This is a genomic window from Mycobacterium sp. NGS26 (genome assembly GCF_059813025.1).
The window spans coordinates 780,233-798,536 of the sequence record NZ_JCALDU010000002.1 but is presented as its reverse complement, the minus strand read 5'-3'; the positions used below and the strand labels follow the sequence as shown (position 1 = coordinate 798,536).

Below are 18,304 nucleotides of genomic sequence, written 5' to 3'. Positions count from 1 at the left end.
ATCGATGACTAGCGAGCCGGTTTCGGACAGGACGGATGGGTGCCCGCGGTGACAAGGTCGGCAACCGCGGCGCGCGGGTCGCCACTCTTAACCAGGCCCTCGCCCACCAACACGGCGTCGGCGCCCGCACCGGCATACGCCAACAGATCTCCGGTGCCGCGCACACCGGATTCGGCGATCCTGATCACGTTGCTGGGCAACCCGGGAGCGATTCGCGCGAAGCAATCCCGGTCCACCTCCAGCGTCGCGAGATCGCGCGCGTTGACACCGATCACGTTGGCCCCAGCCTTCAGCGCCCGGTCGGCTTCCTGTTCGGTGTGCACCTCGACAAGCGCTGTCATGCCCAATGATTCGGTGCGGTCGAGCATCGACACCAACGCCGACTGATCCAGCGCGGCGACGATGAGCAACAACATGTCGGCGCCGTGCGCGCGCGCCTCATGGATCTGATATGGCTGCACCACAAAGTCTTTGCGCAATATCGGTATCGAAACCGCGGCTCGCACCGCGTCGAGGTCGTCGAGTGAGCCGTTGAAACACCGTTCCTCGGTGAGCACGCTGATGATCCGGGCGCCGCCGTCCTCGTAGGCGCGGGCCAGTTTTGCCGGATCGGCAATGGCCGCTAGCTGACCCGCCGACGGGCTGGCCCGCTTGACCTCGGCGATGACGCCGATTCCGGGCTCGCGCAGGGCGGCCATCACGTCCAGCGGTGGCGGCGCGGCCGCGGCGGCGGCTTTGATTTCGGAAAGGCTGACAAGCGCTTCGCGCGCGGCAACGTCGGCCCGGACTCCCTCGAGAATGGAGTCAAGCACGGTTGCCGGACTCATGCCTGTTGTTTCCCTTCCCACGGTCCCCAGCCGATTTCGACGACGTCAATGAAGGGTAGCGACCGTCGGCTTGCGGTCCGTCACCGACCCTCGGTGTCGGACTCGCGGGGCCGAGCGGTCGGGTCGCGTCCCTCGTCGAGCGCGTCCCAGATCATCCGCTCCGACATCTCCGGCGTCTCCGGCGTCTCCAGCATCGCCCCGTCGGCGGCTTCGCGTAGCGCATTTGAACGACGTGTCGCCGGCGCGGCATATTTTGTTGCGCCCGGCCGGCCCGAGCCCAAGATCGACGCCGAGCGCATCAGCAAGACGGCGGCGATCAGGGTGCAGGCCGCGGCCAGCACCGCGATTGCGGCCCCCCAGTAGCGCCGTTCGCTCCCCACCAGCGACACCAGCGAGACATGCGCCAGGTCGGCTCCGCGCGCCGCGACGTCGGGAATCACCCACAGGCTCACACCGAGGTAGCCGACGGCCAGGCTCACCGCGGCCAGCAGCCCCGCCAGCGCGCGCAGCGGCCAGCCCCGCACCGCCAGCGCCGCGACCGCGGTAGCCAGCATGAGCAGCGCCAAGGGCAGCAGGGCCGTCGACCACGACGCGCCGGTCAGGGTCACCTGTCTGGGCGGCCCCAGCCCGTCGAACGAGCGGATCACCACCCACGGCAGCCGCGACGCCACCCACAGCGCCACCGCCGCGATGACCAGCAGTGACTGGGCCACCCGGACCGTCAGCCGGGCGCGCCTTGGGTCAGCCATCGCGGCCCACGTCCGGCGCGGTCAGCGTCTCGGCGGCGGCGATCGCGTTGAGCACCGCGCGCGCCTTGTTGGTCGCCTCGGTGTGCTCGTAGGGACCGTTGGAGTCGGCGACGACGCCGCCCCCGGCCTGCACATAGGCGGTTCCGTCGCGCATCAGCGCGGTGCGGATGGCGATCGCGAAGTCGGCGTTGCCGGCGAAGTCGAGGTAGCCGACCACGCCGCCGTAGAGGCCGCGGCGCGTCTTTTCCACCTCTTCGATGAGCTCCATGGCCCGCACCTTCGGGGCCCCCGACAGCGTGCCGGCCGGGAAGCAGGCCGTCACCGCGTCCAGGGCGGTGCGGCCCTCGCCCAGCATCCCGGTCACGGTCGACACCAGGTGCATGACGTGGCTGTAGCGCTCGATGTGGCTGTAGTCCTCGACGCGAACCGTGCCCGGCGTGCACACCCGGCCGAGGTCGTTGCGGCCGAGGTCGACCAGCATCAGGTGCTCGGCGCGTTCCTTGTCGTCGGCCAGCAGCTCCTTCTCCAGCAGCTGATCCTCTTCCTCGTTCTGGCCACGCCACCGGGTCCCGGCGATCGGATGCGTCCTCGCCCGACCCTCGGTGACGGTGACCAGCGCCTCGGGACTGGACCCGACGATCGAAAAGTCCGTTGCCCCAGCGCTATTCGGCACGTGCATCAGGTACATGTAGGGACTGGGGTTGGTCACCCGCAGAATGCGGTAGACGTCGATCGGGTCGACGTCGGTGTCCATCTCGAAGCGCTGGGACGGCACCACCTGAAACGCTTCGCCGGCCGCGATCTGCTCGACGAGGTACTCCACGATCTTGCTGTACTCCTCGACGGTGCGCTGGGCTCGATACCGCGGCTCGGGTCTGCTGAAGGTGGCGACCGTCGACGGCAGCGGCTGACCCAGCGCCGTGGTCATCACATCCAGCCGCGCGATCGCGTCGTCGTAGGCCTCGTCGACGCGCTCGTCGGTGCCGTTCCAGTTCACCGCGTTGGCGATCAGCGTGATGGTGCCCTCGTGGTGGTCGACCGCCGCCAGGTCGGTGGCCAGCAGCAACAGCATGTCCGGCAGCTGAAGGTCGTCGACGGCCAGCTCGGGCAGCCGCTCCAGGCGCCGCACCAGGTCATAGGCCAAGAACCCGACCATGCCGCCCGACAGCGGCGGAAGCCCGGGCTTGATCTGGTCGGGGGCCGCCGTGGCCAGCAGCTCGAGGGTGGCCCGAAGCGCGTGCAGCGGGTCGCCTCCGGTGGGCGCGTCCTGCGGCACCGCACCCAGCCACACCGCGTCGCCGTCGCGCACGGTCAGCGCCGACGGCGAACCCGCGCCGATGAACGACCAGCGCGACCAGGAGCGCCCGGTCTCGGCGGACTCGAGCAGGAACGTGCCGGGACGGTCGGCGGCGAGTTTGCGGTAGGCCGACAGCGGCGTCTCGGCGTCGGCCAGGACCTTGCGGGTCACCGGAACCACCCGATGCTCGGCCGCGAGCTGGCGAAATTCCTCCCGTGAGGTGGTGGCGGCGAGGTGGGCGTGCACCGAACCATCCTCGCAGATGGGGCGGGGCGGCTCGCGAGCGTAACGTGGCTGCGCTTTTCTGCGCCGAAATTCGCAATGGCGTTACGCTCGCGGCATGAAAACCGGTGACACCGTGGCGGACTTCGAGCTTCCCGATCAGACGGGAACGCCACGTAAGCTCAGCGCCCTGCTCTCCGACGGACCCGTGGTCCTGTTCTTTTATCCGGCGGCGATGACGCCCGGCTGCACCAAGGAGGCCTGCCACTTCCGCGACCTGGCCTCCGAATTCGCCGCGGTCGGGGCGAACCGGGTCGGCATCAGCGTCGACCCCGTGGAAAAGCAGGCCAAGTTCGCCGACACGCAGAACTTCGACTACCCGCTGCTGTCGGACACCGACGGCACCGTCGCCCGGCAGTTCGGCGTCAAGCGCGGCCTGCTGGGCAAGCTGATCCCGGTCAAGCGCATGACCTTCGTCATCGACACCGACCGCACCGTGCTCGACGTGATCTCCAGCGAACTCAGCATGGAAACTCACGCCGACAAGGCCCTGCGGACGCTGCGGGCCCGATCGTCGGCCTGAGCGAAATCGCTTGGGCCCCTTGGTCTTTACGGGATGACGGCCAGAAACAGGTAGGCGGCGAGCAGCACCAGGTGCACCTCGCCCTGCAGCCGGGTGGCCCGCCCGGGCACCACCGTCAGCATGCTGATCACCACGGTCAGCGCGAGCAGCACCAGTTGGGTCGGGGCGAGGCCGAGCACCAGCGGCCCCTTCAGCCAGACGCTGGCCAGCGCGATGGCCGGGATGGTGAGCCCGATGCTGGCCATCGCCGAGCCGTAGGCCAGGTTCAGGCTGGTCTGGATGCGGCCCCGCCGCGCCGCACGCACCGCCGCGAGCGTCTCGGGCAGCAGTACCAGCGCCGCGATCACCACCCCGACGAAGGTCTGCGGGAACCCGGCCGCAGTCACCACCCGCTCCACGGCGGGCGATTCCTGCTCGGCCAGGCCCACCACCGCCACCAGGGCGACCAGCAGCAGCAGGAGGCTGATCAGCGCCTCGCGGTTGCTCGGCGGTTCGGCGTGGCTCTCGTCCTCGAACAGCCGCTTTTGGCCCTTCTGCGCGATCGGCAGGAAAAAGTCGCGATGCCGGACGGTCTGGGTGAACACGAACAGCAGGTACAGCAGCAACGACGCGGCGGCCGCGAAGATGAGCTGGCCGGGCGAGAACTCCTTGCCCGGGTGGCTGATGGTGAACGCCGGCATCGCCAGGCTCAGTGTCGCCAACGTCGTGAGCGTGGCCAGCGCGGCCCCGCTGCCCTCGGCGTTGAACAGCGTCACGCCGTAGCGCCGCGAACCCCACGACAGCGACAGCCCCGCGATCCCGTTGGTGGTGATCATGAACGCGGCGAACGCCGTGTCCCGGGCCAGCGTGGCCGCCTCGTTGCCGCCGGACGCCATCAGCTCGACGATGATGGCCACCTCGATGATCGTCACCGCGGCGGCCAGCACCAGCGACCCGAACGGTTCGCCGACGCGGGCCGCGACCACCTCGGCGTGCTGGACCGCGGCCAGCACGGCGCCGATCAACAGCGCGGCCTGCAGCCCGACCAGGATCGGCCCGAGCTCCTCGTGCCAGGTTGCCGTCAGCACGACGACGGCGACGACGGGCACCACCGTGCTCCAGTAGGTCCAGGACACCCGTTTCAGCATTGCCCGCCATTCTCACCGATGACGCGCGCGGGCGCCCGTCGGTCAGGCCGGCCTCACATTTTGGTCGCCGTCATTTTGCTCGCCGTCTTTTGGTCGCCGTCACGAAATAGCCGCGCGGCACGCCGGGCACGTCCAGCGGGACGACGGGGTGCTCCCACCGATTCCACCTGCTGCCGGGTTCGGCCACGTCGGTGACGACGGCCGTCCAGCCGCGGCCTTCGACGAGGGCGGCCGGCGCGTCGGTGCCGAACGTCCACGGCGCGCCCAATTCCCGCATGAATTGTTGGGTCGACTGCAGGAACGGCGCCTCCAACAGCGTCGTGCCGATCACGTTGTACAGCAACACATCTCCCGGCGATGCCAGGCCATCGTTGCGGGTGAAAAGCCGGTCGTGGCGCTCGGATTCCTCGGCGCGCACCGCCGCCGCGAGCAATCCGGTGGCCGCCACAGCTTGTTTGACGTTGTCCATTTGTTTGGCGTTGTCCATGTCCCCATCGTGCGCACGGGCGGCTTCGGCGGCATTGGAAATTGGTGCCGAATCATCGAACCACCGACGATTACGGGCTTGCCGGTGCGGCGTCGTCAGTAGCATGCTCACATGCCGCAAAGCGATGGCCTGGCAGAGGGCGAGGTTTTCGCCGGGTACACGATCGTCCGCCGGCTGGGGACCGGCGGCATGGGCCAGGTGTATCTGGCGCAGCACCCGCGACTGCCCCGCCGCGACGCCCTCAAGATCCTGCCCCGCGAACTGACCGCGAACGACGAATTCCGCCAGCGCTTCAACCGCGAGGCCGACCTGGCCGCCAACCTGTACCACGAGCACATCGTCGGCATCCATGACCGCGGCGAATATCAAGGGCGACTGTGGATCTCGATGGACTACGTGGAGGGCACCGACGCCGCCGAGCTGCTGCGCGCCCAGTATCCGTCCGGAATGCCGAAAACCCAAGTCGTCGAGATCGTTTCGGCCGTCGCCGACGCGCTCGACTACGCGCATTCCCGCGGGCTGCTGCACCGCGACGTCAAACCCGCCAACATCCTGCTGACCGAGGCCGCCCGAAGACGGATCCTGCTCGCCGATTTCGGCATCGCCCGCGAGCTCGGCGAGATCAGCGGCCTCACCGCGACGAACATGCTGGTGGGCACCACCGCCTACTGCGCCCCCGAGCAACTGCAGGGGTTGAACCTGGACGGGCGGGCCGACCAATACGCGCTGGGCTGCACCGCGTTCAACCTGTTGACCGGGTCCGCCCCGTTTCAGCATTCCAACCCGGCGGTGGTCATCACCCAGCATCTGTCCGCGCCGCCGCCGCGCATCGGCGAGCGCCGACCCGAATTGGCCGAGCTCGACGGCGCCCTCGCCAAGGCGCTCGCCAAACGACCCGACGAGCGGTACCCGACGTGCGCGGACTTCGCGGCGGCGCTGGCCGGCCCGCCGACGGCCGTCGCCGCACCGACCGACGTGATCGCGACGACCCGCGCTGCGGCACCCCGCGGCGCGGCACCACAACCGGCGAAGGCGCGGGGCCGCCGGCTCGGCACGTGGGCCGCGGCGCTGGTCGCTGTCGCCCTGGTCGCGGTCGCGGCGGCGGTGGGCGTTCACCTGCTCGGCGGCAAGTCGGCAAAACCGGCCGGCAGCCATGCGGCGCGTTCCGCGGCGCCCCCGGGCGACGGCGGCGCCGCTGCCCCCACAACGCCGGCGATCAAGCTGACCAGCCAGCTCACGGACCAATCGGGTGTGCTCGGCCCCCTCGAGTCCGACGCCGTGCAGCGTGCGCTCACCAAGCTCTACAACGCTCAGGGCACCCGGCTCTGGGTGGTCTATGTCAGGAATTTCGGCGGCCTCAAGCCGTTCCGGTGGGCCGAGGACACCATGCGCGCCAACAACTTCACCGACGCCGACGCCATGCTCGCCGTGGCCACCGACGAGACCGCCTTCTCGTTCCGGGTGCCGGCCGCCGCGACCAACGGAAAGGCCATCGACGTCGAGATCATCCGCCGCGACCGGATCTCCCCCGCCGTCGTCCGCCACGAATGGGCCCGCGCGGCGATAGCCGCCGCCAACGGATTGGACATCGCAGCCAGCTAGCGCCCGGCTAACCCTCGGGTTCCAGCAGCACGTCGGCGTCGAAGCAGCTGTGGTCGCCGGTGTGGCAGGCGCCGCCGACCTGGTCGACGATCAGCAGCACGGCGTCGCCGTCGCAGTCCAGCCGCACCGAATGGACGTGCTGGGTGTGGCCGGATGTCGCACCCTTGATCCACTGTTCGCCGCGCGATCGCGAATAGTACGTCGCCTCACGGGTTTCCAGCGTGCGGGTCAGCGCCGCGTCGTCCATCCACGCGACCATCAGCACGTCGCCGCTGCCGCGCTCCTGCACGACGGCGGTGAACAGGCCGTCGGCGTTGCGCCTCAGCCGCGCGGCGATGTTCGGGTCCAGCGTCATCGCACAGTGATCCCTTCTGCGGCCATCGCGGCCTTCACCTCTCCGATGGTCAGCTCGCGGAAGTGAAAGACGCTGGCCGCCAACACCGCATCGGCCCCGGCGGCGACCGCGGGCGCGAAGTGTTCGGCCGCCCCCGCCCCGCCGCTGGCGATCACCGGTACCGTGACCGCGGCGCGGACCGCGCGCAGCATGGGCAGGTCGAAGCCGGCCTTGGTGCCGTCGGCGTCCATCGAGTTCAGCAGGATCTCCCCCACCCCGAGCTCGGCGCCGCGGGCCGCCCATTCGACGGCGTCGATCCCGGTGCCGCGGCGGCCCCCGTGGGTGGTGACCTCCCAGCCCGATGGTGTCGGCGCCGACGCGGGAGGCACGGTGCGGGCGTCCACCGACAGCACGATGCACTGAGAGCCGAACTGCCGGGCCATCTCCGCCAGCAGGTCCGGTCGGGCGATGGCGGCGGTGTTGACCGAGACCTTGTCGGCCCCCGCGCGCAGCAGCACGTCGACGTCGGCCACCGTGCGCACCCCGCCGCCGACCGTCAGCGGGATGAACACCTGCTCGGCGGTGCGGCGCACCACCTCCAACATGGTCGCCCGGCCCGACGAGGATGCGGTCACGTCCAGGAAGGTCAGCTCATCGGCGCCCTCGGCGTCGTAGACGGCCGCAAGCTCCACCGGGTCGCCGGCGTCGCGGAGGTTGGCGAAGTTGACGCCCTTGACCACCCGCCCGTCGTCGACGTCCAGGCACGGGATCACGCGCACGGCCAGTCCGGTTTGCGAGTGCATCAGTAATCCCCCGGATCGCCTGTGGCGCGCAGGATTTCGAGGATCTCGTCGTGTGCGCCGGGCGCGGCGGCCAGCACCGACCGCGACTCCGGGGTCCACGGCTTGCCGGCCAGCGTGGTGACGATGCCGCCCGCGGCGCGCACCTGCGCCACACCCGCGGCGTGATCCCAGACGTGGCCGCCGAAAGTGATTGCGCCACCCAGTATTCCGTCGGCGACATAGACCAGGTCGATGCCCGTCGACCCGTGCATGCGCAACCGCGACGACACCCGGCTGAGCTTCTCCAGCACCGCCAGCCGGTAGCGGCCCGGGAAGCGGCCGCGCGAGCCGGCGGTGAAGGTGCCGACGGCCACGAGCGCGTCCGCCAGCTCGGTGTGGGCCAGCGGCGGCCGCGGCACACCGTTTCTCATCAGCGGACCACCCGCGACGGCGGTGTAGCGGTCGCCGGTGAACGGCAACCAGGTCAGGCCGGCCACCGGGTCGCCCTCGTGCAGCAGGCCCAACAGGATCGCGGCCATCGGCGAGCCGGCGGCGTAGTTGAACGTGCCGTCCACGGGGTCCAGCACCCACACCCACGGCGAGTCGACGGCCGGGCCGCCGAATTCCTCGCCGTGCACCCCGATTCCGGTGGCCTCTTCCAGCGCGGCGACGACCTGCCGCTCGATGGCGAGGTCGACCTCGGTGGCGAAGTCGTTGCCCTTCTTGCGAATCGCCGAGCCGGCGCGGTGGCCCTCCAGGAACCGCGGCACCGCCGCGTCCAGGACCGTCGACGCCTCGGCTACCAGCGCGTCCAAATCCATGGCGGCGCTACTCCCGCACCGCGGCCAGCGCCTGCGGCAGGGTGAACCGCCCGGCGTAGAGGGCCTTTCCGACGATGGCGCCCTCCACCCCGCGGCCGGTGAGGGTGGCGATGGCGCGCAGGTCGTCGAGGCTGGACACCCCGCCGGAGGCGATCACCGGCGCCTGCGTGTTTTCCGCGACGGCGGCCAGCAGCTCGATGTTGGGGCCGCCGAGCGTGCCGTCCTTGGTGACGTCGGTGACGACGAACCGCGAACATCCTTCGCGGTCAAGGCGTTCCAGCACGTCCCACAGGTCGCCGCCGTCGGTTTCCCAGCCGCGGCCGCGCAGCCTGTGCGCGCCGTCGGTGACCTGTACGTCCAACCCGACGGCTACCCTGTCGCCGTGCTCGGCGATCGCCCGCGCGCACCATTGCGGGTTCTCCAGCGCGGCGGTCCCCAGGTTGACCCGCGCGCAGCCGGTCGCCAGCGCGGCGGCCAGGGAGTCGTCGTCGCGGATGCCGCCGGACAGCTCCACCTTGACGTCGAGCTCGCCCACGACCTCGGCGAGCAGTTCGCGGTTGGAGCCGCGGCCGAACGCGGCGTCGAGGTCCACCAGATGGATCCAGTCGGCCCCGTCGCGCTGCCAGCCCAGGGCGGCGTCCAGCGCGGAGCCGTACTCGGTTTCGCTGCCGGCCTTGCCCTGCACCAGGCGCACCGCACGACCCTCGACCACGTCGACGGCGGGTAGCAGAATCAACGGCATGGCTCCTCCTGCGCCGCGAAACTGCAACTAGCGACATGCCTTCTCGGCGTTTGTGTCGCTAGTTGCAGTTTCGCGGTGTGGTTCACAGTCCCCCGACCCAGTTGCTCAACACGGCCGCCCCGGCGTCCCCGCTCTTCTCCGGGTGGAATTGGGTGGCGGCCAGCGGCCCGTCCTCGACCGCGGCCAAAAACGGCACCCCGTGAGTCGCCCAGGTCAGCACCGCGTCCGGTGAGCCCTCCCAGGACTGCGCGGCGTAGGAGTGCACGAAGTAGAACCGGGCGGCCGCGTCCACGCCGTCGAACAGCACGCTGCCCGGCCCGGGCCGCACCACGTTCCAGCCCATGTGCGGGATCACCGGGGCCTCCAGCCGGGTGACGGCCCCGGGCCACTGCCCGCAGCCCGTCGTCTCCACCCCGAACTCGACGCCGCGGGCGAACAGGATCTGCATGCCGACGCAGACCCCCAGCACCGGGCGCCCGGCGGCGACCCGCTCGGCGATGATCCGCTCCCCCGCGATCTTGCGCAGCCCCGTCATGCAGGCCTCGAAAGCGCCGACGCCCGGCACCACCAGGCCGTCGGCGGCCGCCGCCGCGCGGGCGTCGGCGGTCACCTCGACGGAGGCGCCGGCCCGCTGCAGCGCGCGCTGGGCCGAGCGCAGGTTACCCGAGCCGTAGTCCAGAACCACGACCGATCGTGTTGTCACAGAACGCCTTTGGTCGACGGCACACCGGAGGTCCGCGGGTCGGGCTCGACCGCCTGACGCAACGCGCGGGCCACCGCCTTGTACTGCGCCTCGGTGATGTGGTGAGGGTCGCGGCCGTAGAGGACGCGCACGTGCAGCGCGATGCGGGCGTTGGCGGCCAGCGTCTCGAACACGTGCCGGTTGACGACGGTGTGATAGGGCACCGAGCTACCGGCAATCGTGATGTGCCGCAGGTGATCCGGCTCGCCGGTGTGCACGCAGTACGGCCGCCCGGACACGTCGACGGCGGCGTGCGCCAGCGCCTCGTCCATCGGGATGAAGGCGTCGCCGAACCGGCGGATGCCCTTCTTGTCGCCGAGGGCCTGCCCGAGCGCCTGACCCAGCGCGATCGCGGTGTCCTCGATGGTGTGATGCGCCTCGATCTCCACGTCGCCCTTCGTGCGCACGGTCAGGTCGAAGCTGGCATGGCTGCCCAATGCTGTCAGCATGTGGTCGTAGAACGGCACCCCGGTGTCGACGTGCACCTGCCCGGTGCCGTCGAGGTCGAGCTCGACGACGATGTCGGATTCCTTGGTGCGCCGCTCGATGCGCGCGCGACGGGATTCGGTGCTCACTGGGCTCCTACTGGTGTGACGGGCGCCAATTCGGTCGCCGCGATCTGGGCGCTGACTCGCAGGAACGCGTCGTTCTCGTCGGCCAGCCCGGTGGTGGCGCGCAGGTACCCGGGGATCCCGACGTCGCGGATCAGGATGCCGGCGTCCAGGTAGCGTTGCCAGGTGGCCGGCGCGTCGGCGAACTGACCGAACAGCACGAAGTTCGCGTCACTCGGGATCACCCGAAAGCCCATGCCGCTCAATGCCTTTGTGACGCGTTCGCGCTCGGCGACCAGGGTGGCGACGCTGCCCAGCGTGTCGTCGGCGTGCCGCAGCGCGGCCCGGGCCGCGGCCTGGGTGATCGACGACAGGTGGTAGGGCAGCCGCACCAGCAGCATCGCGTCGATCACCGCCGGCGTGGCGATCAGATAGCCGAGCCGGCCGCCGGCGAAGGCGAACGCCTTGCTCATGGTGCGGGTGACGACGAGGCGGGTCGGATACTCCCCGACCAGCGCCACGGCGCTGGGCACCGACGAGAACTCCCCGTAGGCCTCGTCGACGATCAAGATCCCCGGTACCACGTCGAGCAGCCGCCGCAGGTCCGGCAGCGAAACGCTCTGTCCCGACGGGTTGTTGGGGCTGGCGACGAACACCACGTCGGGCCTGCGGTCGGTGATGGCGGCGACGGCGGCGTCGACGTCGAGGCTGAAGTCGTCGGCGCGGGCCGCCTCGATCCACTCGGTGTGGGTGCCGCCGGCGATGATCGGGTGCATCGAGTACGACGGCGCGAACCCGATGGCGCTGCGCCCCGGTCCGCCGAACGCCTGCAGCAGTTGCTGCAGGACCTCGTTGGAACCATTGGCGGCCCAGAGGTTTTCCACGCCGAGCGGCGTGCCGGTCTGCGCGGTGAGGTAGGCGGCCAGGTCTTCGCGCAGGGCCACCGCGTCGCGGTCGGGGTAGCGGTGCAGGTCGGCGGCCGCCGCGGCCACCGAGCGCGTCACGTCGTCGACGAGCGCCCGGGTGGGCGGGTGCGGGTTCTCGTTGGTGTTCAGCCGCACTGGGACCGCCAATTGCGGTGCGCCATAGGGCGATTTGCCGCGCAGGTCGTCGCGCAGCGGCAGGTCGTCCAGCGTGGGCTTGCCGGGTTCGGTCATCGCTCGAACCTCCGCCGGATCGCCTCGCCGTGCGACGGCAGGTCTTCGGCCTCGGCCAGCGTGACCACGTGCCCGGAGACGTCTTTGAGCGCCGCCTCCGTGTAGTCGACGACGTGGATGCCGCGCAAAAAGGTCTGCACCGACAGGCCACTGGAGTGCCGCGCGCTGCCGCCGGTCGGCAGCACGTGGTTGGAGCCCGCGCAGTAGTCGCCGAGGCTCACCGGCGCGTACGGGCCGACGAAAATGGCTCCGGCCGAACGTATTCGGCCGGCGACCCGCGGCGCATCGGCGGTCTGGATCTCCAGGTGCTCGGCGGCGTAGGCGTTGACCACCGTGATCCCGGCGTCGAGGTCGTCGACCAGGATGATGCCCGACTGGCGTCCTGTCAGGGCGGCCGTCACCCGCTCGCGGTGCACCGTGGTCCGCAGCTGGGCCGCCACCTCGGCGTCGGTGGCCGCGGCGAGGTCCTCGCTGGGGGTGACCAGCACGCTGCCGGCCATCTCGTCGTGTTCGGCCTGGCTGATCAGGTCGGCGGCCAGGTGCGCCGGGTCGGCGGTGTTGTCGGCCAGGATCGCGATCTCCGTCGGCCCGGCCTCGGCGTCGATGCCCACCCGCGAGCGGCAGAGCCGCTTGGCGGCGGTCACGTAGATGTTGCCCGGCCCGGTGATCATGTCGACCGGCGTCAGGTCGGCGCCGTCGGTGTCGGTTCCGCCGTAGGCCAGCAACGCCACCGCCTGCGCACCGCCCACCGCCCAGACCTCGTCGACGCCCAGCAGCCGGGCCGCGGCCAGGATCGTCGGATGCGGCAAGCCTTCGAACCGGCCCTGCGAGCGCCTCTGCGGCGGGCTGGCCACCACCAGCGAGTCGACACCGGCGACCTGCGCGGGCACCACGTTCATCACCACGCTGGACGGGTAGACGGCGTTGCCGCCGGGCACGTACAGGCCCACCCGCTCGACGGGGACCCACCGCTCAGTGACGGTCGCGCCCGGGCCGAGCGTGGTGGTGACGTCGGCGCGGCGCTGGTCGGCGTGCACGGCGCGGGTCCGCTCGATCATCGCCCGCAGCGCGTCGCGCACGCCCTCGTCCAGCCCGGCCAGCGCGTCCCGCAGCGCCGCGTCGGGCACCCGCACGGCCGCCGGCCGCACGCCGTCGAACTTCGCCGCGAACTCCAGGGCCGCCTCGGCCCCCCGCTCGGCGACGGCCTGCACGATCGGCCGCACCTGGGGGAGCACGGTCTCCACGTCGGCGCCGCCGCGCGGCAGCGTGGCCCGCAGCCGGGCGGCCGTCAGCTCCGCGCCCCGCAGGTCGATGCGGGCCAGCACGGGTTGCGGCGTGGCAGTCACGGGGTCCATTGTCCCAGAGCAGCTCAACTGGATATCCGACCGGTAGTGTGGCCGTCATGTCCGCGAAGGATCACCCCAACAACGCTCCCGGTGTCCCGATGGTGTTTCCGCCCTGGTTCGAGCGCTTCCAGATCAAGTACTTCAACCCGGTGGTCAAGCCGATCGCCCGGTTTCTGCCCGGGACCGCGACCATCAAGCATCGCGGCCGCACGTCCGGCAAGCAGTACGAGACCGTCATCACGCCCTACCGCAAGGGCAACGTGCTGGCGATCGCGCTGGGCCACGGCAAGACGAACTGGGTGAAGAACGTGCTGGCCGCCGGCGAGGCGGACGTGCAGTTCAGCCGCAACCGCGTGGTCCACATCACCAACCCACGCATCTTGCCGGCCGGCTCCGACGGCCCGGAAGCCGAGGCCCTGCCGCGGATGGCCCGCGCGCAGCTGCGCCGCATCGGCGTTTTCGTCGGCGACGTCGCCTGAGGCCCGCCTCACCCGTCGAGCGTGCGCAGATGCACGGGAACTCGCGGCGTGTTGCGCACAACCGCGCACGCTCGACGGAGAGGGCGGGGCGGGGAAGCTACATGTCCAGGCCGATGTCGAGCACGCGCACCGAGTGGGTCAGCGCGCCGACGGCCAGGTAATCCACCCCGGTCGCGGCGTAGGTCGCCGCGGTGTCCAGGCTGAGCCCGCCGGAGGACTCCAGCAGCACGGCGGGCGCTCGGGAGTTCCTGCGCTGCACGGCGGTCTGCGTCTGCCACACCGGGAAGTTGTCCAGCAGGATCAGCTCGGGCTTCTCGGGCAGCACCTCGTCGAACTGCTCGAGGGAGTCCACCTCGACCTCGCAGGGCAGCTCGGGCGCGGCCTCGCGCACGGCGCGCAGTGCCTCGACCACCGACCCGGCGGCCGCCACATGGTTGTCCTTGATCAGGGCCGCGTCGCCCAGGCCCAACCGGTGGTTGACGCCGCCGCCGACCCGCACCGCGTACTTCTGCAGCGCACGCAGGCCGGGCAGCGTCTTGCGGGTGTCGCGAACCTTGGCCTTGGTGCCGCTCACCGCGTCGACCCAGGCCGCCGTCGCGGTGGCGATCCCCGACAGGTGGCAGATGAGGTTCAGCATGGTCCGCTCGGCGGTCAACAGGCCGCGGGTTTGGGCACGCACCGTCAACACCGGCACGCCCGGTTGCGCCCGGGCTCCGTCGTCGACACGGCCCAGCACCTGGTAGCCGCCGGCGCCGAGCACCTCGTCGAGCACCAGCAGCGCGATGTCCAGCCCGGCGATCACGCCCGCCTCCCGCGGCACCATCGACGCCGTGGCGACCGCGTCGGCCGGCACCGTCGCCGCCGTGGTGACGTCGGGCCCGTAACGCAGATCCTCCTGCAGGCCGCGGCGGATGACGTCCAGGGCGGCGCCGCGCTCGCAGTCGGAAAGAGTCGTCAACACACGGCCGCCAATGCCTCGGCCCGCACCTGGCCGTCGGCCAGCCGAACCTCGATGCTGCGCGCCTGGTCCGGCGCGGCGTCCGGGAACTCCGCGCGATGGTGGCAGCCCCGGCTTTCGTTGCGCGCCAACGCCGCCGCGGCCACCGCGCGCGCGGTCAGCGTCAACGCCACGTCCTCGAAATCCCGACGGCCCGCGACGTTGCGAACCCCCGCCCGGGCCAGGGTGTCCGCCAACTCCCGCAGCCCAACGGCGTTGCGCACCACCGACGCGTCCCGGCTCATCGCGCGCTGCAGCTCCCGACGCTGCGCCGCGGTGTACACGATCGGCTCGGGCGCGGCCGCGCGGCACCGCCCGGCCGCCGCCGCGTGGGCGGCCGCGGCGCGTCCGGCGCGGCCGCCGACCACCAAGCCCTCCAGCAGGCTGTTGGACGCCAGGCGATTTGCGCCGTGCATCCCGGTGCGGGCCACCTCGCCGGCGGCGAACAGCCCCGGCATCTCGGTTTGACCGCACACGTCGGCGACAACGCCGCCGCAGCTGTAGTGCGCGCCCGGCACGACCGGAATGGGTTGGCGCACCGGGTCGATGCCCGCCGAGCGGCATGCGGCCGTCACGGTCGGGAAGCGGGCCTCGAAGCCGTCGATGCCGCGGGCGTCGAGGTAGACGCACGCGTCGCCGGTGGCCCTCAGCCGCGCATCGATGGCCGCCGCGACGACGTCGCGTGGCGCCAGATCGCCCATCGGGTGAACGCCGGCGGTCACCGAATTGCCTTGCCCGTCAAGCAGTATCGCACCCTCGCCGCGGATGGCCTCGGTGACCAGCGGCCGCCGGCCGCCGCCTCGGCCGCCAAACAGCATGGTCGGGTGGAACTGGATGAACTCGAGGTCGCTGACCGCGACACCGGCCCACAACGCCAGCGCGATCCCGTCGCCGGTTGAGCCCTCGGGGTTGGTGGTCGCGCCGTACAGGTGCCCGAGCCCGCCGGACGCCAGGATCACCGACGGGGCGCTGATGATCCCGATCCCGCCCGGGTTGCCCACCGACACCCCGGTCACCGCTTCCACCCCAAGGGAGCCGTCGTGCAGCACCCGTAGCGCGACGTGACCGGTGCGGATGTCCAGCATGGCCGCGGCGTGGTCGAGCGCCCGCTGCACCTCGGCGCCGGTGGCGTCGCCCCCGGCGTGCACGATACGCCGCCGCGAGTGCCCGCCTTCCCGCGTCACGTCCCAGCGGCCGGGGACCGATTCGTCGAATCGCGCTCCGTCGCCGACCAATTCGGACACCGCGCGGTAGCCGTCGGCGACGATCGAGCACACCGCGTCCGGGTCGCACAGGCCCGCGCCGGCGGCCAGCGTGTCGGCGACGTGGGCGTCCACCGAGTCGTCGTTGTCCGGCAGGACCACCGCGATGCCGCCCTGCGCGTAGTGCGTCGCCGTCACGCCCCGCGTCTGGTCGGCCTTGCTCAGCACGACGACCCGGCGGCCGGCGCGGTGGGCGGCCAGCCCGGCGGCCAAACCCGCGACGCCGGTGCCGATCACGACGACGTTGGCGCTGTCCGTCCAGGCCGGGCGCGCGATCATTCGCCGCCGCCCGGCTGTCCGATCTCGATCATTCGCTGCACGCTGCGCCGGGCCGCCGCCGCGATCTGCGGGTCGACGTCGACCTCGTCGGCGCCCTCGACCAGGCAGCGCAGCAGGGCCGCCGGGGTGATCATCTTCATGTACCTGCACGACGCGCGGTCGTTGACCGCGCGGAAGTCGACTTCCGGTGCCGCCCGGCGCAACTGGTACAACATGCCGACCTCGGTGGCGACCAGGACCTTGCGGGCGTGCGTGGCGCCGGCGGCCTCGAGCATGCCGCCGGTGGACAGGATCCGAACCCGGTCCCGCGGGAAGGCGCCCTCGCCGGCGAGGTACAAAGCAGAAGTGGCGCAACCGCATTCGGGGTGCACGAACAATTCGGCGTCGGGGTTGGCGCGGGCCTGCTCGGTGAGCTCGTCACCGTTGATCCCGGCGTGCACGTGGCATTCGCCGGCCCACACGTGCAGGTTGGTGCGGCCGGTCACGCGGCGGACATGGGCGCCGAGGAATTGGTCCGGGCAGAACAACACCTCGCGATCGGGGTCGATGGACTCGACCACGTCGACCGCGTTGGACGAGGTGCAGCAGATGTCGGTGAGCGCCTTCACCGCCGCGGTGGTGTTGACGTAGGAGACGACGACGGCGGCGGGGTGCTCGTCCTTCCAGGCGCGCAGCTCGTCGGGGGTGATGGACTCGGCCAGCGAGCAGCCGGCCCGCTGATCCGGGATCAGCACGGTCTTGTCGGGGCTCAGGATCTTGGCGGTCTCGGCCATGAAGTGCACGCCGCAGAACACGATGGTGTCCTCGGGCGCCTCGGCGGCGATCCGCGACAGCGCCAGCGAGTCGCCGACGTGGTCGGCGACGTCCTGGATGGCGGGCAGCTGGTAGTTGTGCGCGAGCACGGTGGCGTTGCGCAGGTCTGCCAGTCGGCGGATCTCGGCTGCCCACTGCGCGTCGCCGTCGACACCGGTGTAGCCGGTGGGCGAATCGGTGATGCCGGCAATCAGGTCGTCCGCGAGCGTGTCCATGCGATTCAAAACCGTCACGGAGAAGCTCCTTTCGCGTCCGGGAGGTTTTCGACTTACAATCGAAAACATGGCCCATGGTAGCACCGCGCACGAGGTGCTTGCGGTCGTGTTCCAGGTTCGCCAGGTCGCCCATCAGGTTACGAGGGGCCCGCGAGCGGAAAAACCGCAGCTTAACGTGCTGTTATGGCAGCGTGCCCGCGACCCGCAGAAGGGCGCGTGGTCGCTGCCGGGCGGGCGGCTGCGCAACGACGAGGACATGACCACGTCGGTGCGGCGCCAGCTGGCCGAGAAGGTCGACCTGCGGGAGCTGGCCCACCTCGAACAGCTCGCCGTGTTCTCCGATCCCGACCGGGTGCCCGGCACCCGGATGATCGCGTCCACCTTCCTGGGCCTGGTGCCCTCCCCCGCCACGCCCGAGCTGCCGCCGGACACGCGCTGGCATCCCGTGAACGCGCTGCCGTCGATGGCGTTCGACCACGGCCCGATGGTGGCGCACGCCCGCACCCGGCTGGTCGCCAAGATGTCGTACACCAACATCGGATTCGCCTTGGCGCCACGGGAATTCGCCCTGTCGACCCTCCGGGACATCTATGGCGCCGCGCTGGGCTATCAGGTCGACGCGACGAACCTGCAACGCGTGCTGGTCCGCCGCGGGGTCATCACCCAGACCGGCACCATGGCGCAATCCGGCCGCAGCGGCGGCCGGCCGGCGGCGCTGTACCACTTCACCGACTCCCAGCTGAGGGTCACCGACGAATTCGCCGCGCTAAGGCCCCCGGGCGTGGCTGGCCAGCCGTCGAGTGACGCGACGGTAAATTAGACGACAGTGGCGCCGGCGACTCGCCGGGAGCCGACGAGAACTGGCTCACAATGCGGCTGTTGCGCTTTAG

The 18,304-nt window shown here is 71.1% G+C and carries 20 protein-coding genes; 4 read left to right on the top strand and 16 right to left on the bottom strand.

Annotation, left to right across the window (positions count from 1 at the left end; genetic code table 11):
• Positions 1-8 precede the first annotated feature (8 nt).
• From trpC to AC5Y6X_RS09885, 3 genes are all read right to left on the bottom strand, one after another.
• Positions 9-827 (bottom strand): indole-3-glycerol phosphate synthase TrpC, encoded by an 819-nt coding sequence (gene trpC / locus AC5Y6X_RS09895; RefSeq protein WP_499986209.1) that lies wholly within the window; start codon positions 825-827, stop codon positions 9-11.
• 80 nt (positions 828-907) lie between these two features.
• Positions 908-1,576 (bottom strand): TIGR02234 family membrane protein, encoded by a 669-nt coding sequence (locus AC5Y6X_RS09890; protein ID WP_499986208.1) that lies wholly within the window; start codon positions 1,574-1,576, stop codon positions 908-910.
• Positions 1,569-3,119, bottom strand: a complete 1,551-nt coding sequence (locus AC5Y6X_RS09885) for an anthranilate synthase component I (protein ID WP_499986206.1) — start codon at positions 3,117-3,119, stop codon at positions 1,569-1,571. The genes AC5Y6X_RS09890 and AC5Y6X_RS09885 overlap by 8 nt, the downstream gene beginning before the upstream one ends.
• Positions 3,120-3,213: 94 nt before the next feature.
• Between AC5Y6X_RS09885 and AC5Y6X_RS09880 the strand changes: the two genes are divergently transcribed.
• Positions 3,214-3,678, top strand: coding sequence for a peroxiredoxin (locus AC5Y6X_RS09880; protein WP_499986205.1), 465 nt, complete (start codon positions 3,214-3,216; stop codon positions 3,676-3,678).
• Between the two features lie 26 nt (positions 3,679-3,704).
• On the opposite strand, the gene AC5Y6X_RS09875 is transcribed toward AC5Y6X_RS09880, so the two are convergent.
• Entirely contained in the window at positions 3,705-4,805 is a 1,101-nt protein-coding gene (locus tag AC5Y6X_RS09875; protein ID WP_499986203.1) for a calcium:cation antiporter, read from the bottom strand.
• Positions 4,806-4,875: 70 nt separating this feature from the next.
• Entirely contained in the window at positions 4,876-5,292 is a 417-nt protein-coding gene (locus AC5Y6X_RS09870; protein ID WP_499986201.1) for a hypothetical protein, read from the bottom strand.
• Between the two features lie 111 nt (positions 5,293-5,403).
• Between AC5Y6X_RS09870 and AC5Y6X_RS09865 the strand changes: the two genes are divergently transcribed.
• A complete protein-coding gene (locus tag AC5Y6X_RS09865) occupies positions 5,404-6,894 on the top strand; it encodes a serine/threonine-protein kinase (protein ID WP_499986199.1) in 1,491 nt (496 codons plus the stop codon).
• Positions 6,895-6,901: 7 nt separating this feature from the next.
• Here the strand turns inward: AC5Y6X_RS09865 and hisI are convergent, their stop codons facing one another.
• The 8 genes from hisI to hisD form a co-directional block, all read right to left on the bottom strand.
• On the bottom strand, positions 6,902-7,249 hold the full coding sequence (gene hisI, locus AC5Y6X_RS09860) for a phosphoribosyl-AMP cyclohydrolase (protein WP_499986197.1): 348 nt from the start codon (positions 7,247-7,249) through the stop codon (positions 6,902-6,904).
• The gene (gene hisF, locus AC5Y6X_RS09855) at positions 7,246-8,031 is read right to left on the bottom strand and encodes an imidazole glycerol phosphate synthase subunit HisF (protein ID WP_324677840.1); all 786 of its coding nucleotides are present in this window, start codon (positions 8,029-8,031) and stop codon (positions 7,246-7,248) included. The genes hisI and hisF overlap by 4 nt, the downstream gene beginning before the upstream one ends.
• A complete protein-coding gene (locus AC5Y6X_RS09850) occupies positions 8,031-8,831 on the bottom strand; it encodes an inositol monophosphatase family protein (RefSeq protein WP_499986195.1) in 801 nt (266 codons plus the stop codon). The genes hisF and AC5Y6X_RS09850 overlap by 1 nt, the downstream gene beginning before the upstream one ends.
• A 7-nt stretch (positions 8,832-8,838) precedes the next feature.
• Positions 8,839-9,573, bottom strand: coding sequence for a bifunctional 1-(5-phosphoribosyl)-5-((5-phosphoribosylamino)methylideneamino)imidazole-4-carboxamide isomerase/phosphoribosylanthranilate isomerase PriA (gene priA, locus AC5Y6X_RS09845; RefSeq protein WP_499986193.1), 735 nt, complete (start codon positions 9,571-9,573; stop codon positions 8,839-8,841).
• A gap of 82 nt (positions 9,574-9,655) precedes the next feature.
• Positions 9,656-10,276, bottom strand: coding sequence for an imidazole glycerol phosphate synthase subunit HisH (gene hisH, locus AC5Y6X_RS09840; protein ID WP_499986191.1), 621 nt, complete (start codon positions 10,274-10,276; stop codon positions 9,656-9,658).
• Positions 10,273-10,890: an imidazoleglycerol-phosphate dehydratase HisB gene (hisB, locus tag AC5Y6X_RS09835; RefSeq protein ID WP_499986190.1), complete on the bottom strand. Its 618-nt coding sequence runs from the start codon at positions 10,888-10,890 to the stop codon at positions 10,273-10,275. Before hisB ends, hisH begins: the two co-directional genes overlap by 4 nt.
• Positions 10,887-12,023 carry a histidinol-phosphate transaminase gene (locus tag AC5Y6X_RS09830; protein ID WP_499986189.1) on the bottom strand — a complete coding sequence of 379 codons (1,137 nt, stop codon included), beginning with the start codon at positions 12,021-12,023 and terminating at the stop codon, positions 10,887-10,889. Before AC5Y6X_RS09830 ends, hisB begins: the two co-directional genes overlap by 4 nt.
• A complete protein-coding gene (hisD, locus tag AC5Y6X_RS09825; RefSeq protein ID WP_499986492.1) occupies positions 12,020-13,348 on the bottom strand; it encodes a histidinol dehydrogenase in 1,329 nt (442 codons plus the stop codon). Before hisD ends, AC5Y6X_RS09830 begins: the two co-directional genes overlap by 4 nt.
• Positions 13,349-13,425: 77 nt before the next feature.
• On the opposite strand from hisD, the gene AC5Y6X_RS09820 reads away from it, so the two are divergent.
• Entirely contained in the window at positions 13,426-13,848 is a 423-nt protein-coding gene (locus AC5Y6X_RS09820) for a nitroreductase family deazaflavin-dependent oxidoreductase (protein WP_499986186.1), read from the top strand.
• 97 nt (positions 13,849-13,945) lie between these two features.
• Here the strand turns inward: AC5Y6X_RS09820 and nadC are convergent, their stop codons facing one another.
• From nadC to nadA, 3 genes are read right to left on the bottom strand one after another with little or no spacing between them, the layout of a single operon-like run.
• A complete protein-coding gene (nadC, locus tag AC5Y6X_RS09815) occupies positions 13,946-14,806 on the bottom strand; it encodes a carboxylating nicotinate-nucleotide diphosphorylase (RefSeq protein ID WP_499986185.1) in 861 nt (286 codons plus the stop codon).
• A complete protein-coding gene (locus tag AC5Y6X_RS09810) occupies positions 14,803-16,383 on the bottom strand; it encodes an L-aspartate oxidase (protein ID WP_499986491.1) in 1,581 nt (526 codons plus the stop codon). Before AC5Y6X_RS09810 ends, nadC begins: the two co-directional genes overlap by 4 nt.
• Positions 16,383-17,432, bottom strand: coding sequence for a quinolinate synthase NadA (nadA, locus tag AC5Y6X_RS09805; RefSeq protein ID WP_499986183.1), 1,050 nt, complete (start codon positions 17,430-17,432; stop codon positions 16,383-16,385). The genes AC5Y6X_RS09810 and nadA overlap by 1 nt, the downstream gene beginning before the upstream one ends.
• A gap of 49 nt (positions 17,433-17,481) precedes the next feature.
• On the opposite strand from nadA, the gene AC5Y6X_RS09800 reads away from it, so the two are divergent.
• Positions 17,482-18,234, top strand: a complete 753-nt coding sequence (locus tag AC5Y6X_RS09800; protein WP_499986181.1) for an NUDIX hydrolase — start codon at positions 17,482-17,484, stop codon at positions 18,232-18,234.
• The last annotated feature ends 70 nt before the right edge of the window (positions 18,235-18,304 follow it).